We start from the raw sequence: 3,146 nt of genomic DNA, 5'->3' as shown, positions 1-3,146 counted from the left end.
TAAAAAGCTATTTTAATAAGAAAAACTTTGACAATACGTCGTTTAAAAACGGGGTGATCGAATGAATACGACTGAAGCACTTGGTATTTTAAAAGAAAAAGGCTATAAATATACGGATAAGCGAAAACACATGATCGACTTCTTTGTAGAAGAAAATCGATATTGTACAGCAAGAGACTTATTACAGAATATGGAGCCTAATTACGAAGGAATCAGCTTTGATACAATTTATCGAAACTTGCATTTATTTGACCAGTTAGGCATTTTAGAGTCAACGGAATTAAATGGTGAAAAACACTTCAGGCTTAAATGTGATCATCATCACCACCATCATTTTATTTGTAAAAACTGCGGTGTTACCAAAGAAATCCATCATTGTCCAATGGATGAAATCTCTGAGGAATTAAAGCAATATATGATTGACGACCATAAATTTGAAATTTACGGTTTTTGCCCAACATGTCAATGAAGACGAAAGAGTTAAAAGTATTTTTAGCAGTTGGGATTGGTGGTATAATCGGAGCTCTTCTCCGTTATATCATTGCAGAATCCGTATCCTTTATTAGCTTTCCTGTTGGCACAACCATTGCTAATTTAATGGGATGTTTTGTATTGGCATATGTTACATTCCATCCTTTTTTCAAAAATAAATTGCCGCCAGCAATCTTTACGGCATTTACAACAGGACTGCTGGGATCTTTCACTACCTTCTCCACTTTTATTGCAGAGAGTGTATTGCTTTTAGATGAAAGTACAGCATGGCTCATTCTTTATCTGGCAATACAAATTCTAGGTGGTGTAGTGTTAAGTTTTATTGGTGCTAAGTTAGCAATCAGCAAGGAGAAGATCACATGAGTTATTTGTTTGTTGGATTAGGTGGCTTCATTGGTGCCATCCTTAGATATCTGTTAAGCTTGCAATTTAACACAAGTAAATATTGGCTACCTGTAGGTACTTTGCTTGCCAATTTTACAGGTAGTATCCTTTTTGCTTTTACTTATTTGTTTTATCAAGCGGAATGGCTTTCTTTATGGACATGGAACTTTTTAGGTGTAGGAATTTGTGGAGCATTTACCACTTACTCCACGTTTAGTGTTGAGGTTGTTAAAATGCTGGAACAAAGACAATCGAAGAAAGCTCTCCTTTATCTGTTTGGATCCGTGGCGATCAGTTTTACTACGGTATTTACTATTTGGAAAGTGATTACTTTATGATCATGATCGGACAGTTAATATGTTTAGCTGTTTTATGACTGACACTTCCAAGTACCATTTCTTGAAATCTATTTAATCCCCTACTCCCCATAATACACAGGTCAACTTCTTCTCGTTTTGCATATTTTACAATTTCCTGTTTAGGAGCACCAATTAAAATAACCGTTCGAAAAGCAACATTTGCTTTTTTCAATTTTTGTTTCGTTAATTTTAATCTTTCTTCTACCAAGCTCGCCATATTGACCGCTTGTTTCCCTTTCATTCCATCATTCATGACAATAACTACATCTAACCGATACTCTGGTACACTTTTCACAAATTTAATGGCGTGATCCACCGCTCTTAGGGCATGCTCAGAACCATCTGAAGCTAGAATTATTTTTTGATACATCCAGCACTCTCCCTTTCCTACTACATCCATTATAGCAAAAACGTTTTTTGCGTTGAAAGCGTTATCTATATTTCTGTTAGAATTTTTTTACAATTATTTTACATATTCCTGTTGTTCTTTACATTGTTTCGACATATGGTTGAAGTAAGGAATAGTTCCTAGGGGGGAGACAAATATGAAAATTGCTATCTTTACTGATACCTTTCTTCCGGATGTTAATGGGGTTGCCAAAACACTGGGACGTTTTACGAAGTATTTAGATCAAAGCCACCATTCTTACATTGTAATTTCACCAAAACAAACAAAACAAGAAATAAGCGCCGGGCAAATCTACCGTCAATCGAGTTTTCCATTTCCGCTTTATAAAGATTGTCGTATTTCTTTACCAAATACTATTCATTTAAAAGAAATCATCAAAAAATTCCAGCCTGATATCATCCATGTTGCAACACCATTTTCTATTGGGTTAACTGGACTTCATCTCGCAAAAAAGTACAATATTCCTATTGTTGGTTCTTACCATACTGATTTTGATCATTACTTAAAATACTATCATCTAACCTTGTTATCAAAAGCACTCTGGCGTTATATGGAATGGTTTCATCAACCGCTACTCCGTATTTTCGTACCATCTTCTGTAACCTACCAACAATTACAAAAAAAAGGATTTCAGCACTTGCAAATTTGGCAACGTGGTGTTGATACAACCGTTTTCCATCCATATTACTCTACTGAAGAAATTAGAAAGAAATATAACATTAAAGAACGCTATATATTAAGTTATGTTGGTCGGTTAGCACCAGAGAAAAATGTAGAGTTACTTCCACAGATTGCAAAACAACTACCAACTGAACTACAAAATAACATCCACTGGCTTATTGTTGGTGATGGTCCATCTAAAAATAGCTTAAAGAATGAATGGCAACAAAATGTAACATATACTGGTTTTTTACCACAAAACGATGTAGCTAAAATTGTTTCTGCCAGTGATTTATTTGTATTTCCTTCTGAAACAGAAACATTTGGAAATGTAGTTTTAGAAGCACTAGCAACAGGAACACCAGTAGTTGCGGCTAATGAAGGTGGCGTAAAAAGTATCGTACAAGAGGGTTTTACAGGGAAATTATGTAATAGCAATCATTTAGATTCTTTTATAAACGCTATTGATTCGATATTAAATGATGAAGAGTGGCGAAAGCAATTGAAACAAAATGCCGTTCGCTACGCACAAAAACAACGTTGGGAAGACCGCTTTGAAGAATTACTCAGCACTTATCAATTTATATTAGAAGATACTAAAACTAACCAAAAGCATGCTTAAACAACTAAGCATGCTTTTTACATTAAGAAAATCAAACAGAACTTCAAAGTAGTACGTCAAAAATAAAAATAAATATGTTATCAAAAAAACATAAACTGCGCAGTAACTGGACATAGATTTGTTCTCCTCCCGTACTCGTACTGCATGAAGAGATAATTTTGACATATATCGTGATGACAATTACCACTCCGGCTGCCCACTTCCCTCGTATGATATAGGT

General features: G+C 34.9%; 5 protein-coding genes. 4 read left to right on the top strand and 1 reads right to left on the bottom strand.

Annotated features, from left to right (window positions below):
• The first annotated feature begins 61 nt into the window (after window positions 1–61).
• The 3 genes from GH715_RS21070 to crcB are packed head-to-tail and all read left to right on the top strand — an operon-like array spanning window position 62 to window position 1,214.
• The gene (locus tag GH715_RS21070; RefSeq protein ID WP_018930865.1) at window positions 62–469 is read left to right on the top strand and encodes a Fur family transcriptional regulator; all 408 of its coding nucleotides are present in this window, start codon (window positions 62–64) and stop codon (window positions 467–469) included.
• Entirely contained in the window at window positions 460–855 is a 396-nt protein-coding gene (locus tag GH715_RS21065; protein ID WP_228760376.1) for a fluoride efflux transporter FluC, read from the top strand. Before GH715_RS21070 ends, GH715_RS21065 begins: the two co-directional genes overlap by 10 nt.
• Complete coding sequence (gene crcB / locus GH715_RS21060; protein ID WP_153837212.1) at window positions 852–1,214, top strand: fluoride efflux transporter CrcB; 363 nt, start codon at window positions 852–854, stop codon at window positions 1,212–1,214. Before GH715_RS21065 ends, crcB begins: the two co-directional genes overlap by 4 nt.
• Here the strand turns inward: crcB and GH715_RS21055 are convergent.
• Entirely contained in the window at window positions 1,204–1,605 is a 402-nt protein-coding gene (locus GH715_RS21055; RefSeq protein ID WP_163578824.1) for a universal stress protein, read from the bottom strand. The two genes, crcB and GH715_RS21055, sit on opposite strands and share 11 nt — an antisense overlap.
• A gap of 175 nt (window positions 1,606–1,780) precedes the next feature.
• Here GH715_RS21055 and GH715_RS21050 point away from each other — a divergent pair, with 175 nt between their 5' ends.
• Window positions 1,781–2,926, top strand: coding sequence for a glycosyltransferase family 4 protein (locus GH715_RS21050; protein ID WP_153837210.1), 1,146 nt, complete (start codon window positions 1,781–1,783; stop codon window positions 2,924–2,926).
• The last annotated feature ends 220 nt before the right edge of the window (window positions 2,927–3,146 follow it).

This window comes from Gracilibacillus thailandensis, from assembly GCF_010994055.1.
Lineage (GTDB): Bacteria > Bacillota > Bacilli > Bacillales > Amphibacillaceae > Gracilibacillus > Gracilibacillus lacisalsi.
Note: the sequence above shows the minus strand (reverse complement) of the source record. Positions and strands in the feature narration are given on the sequence as shown.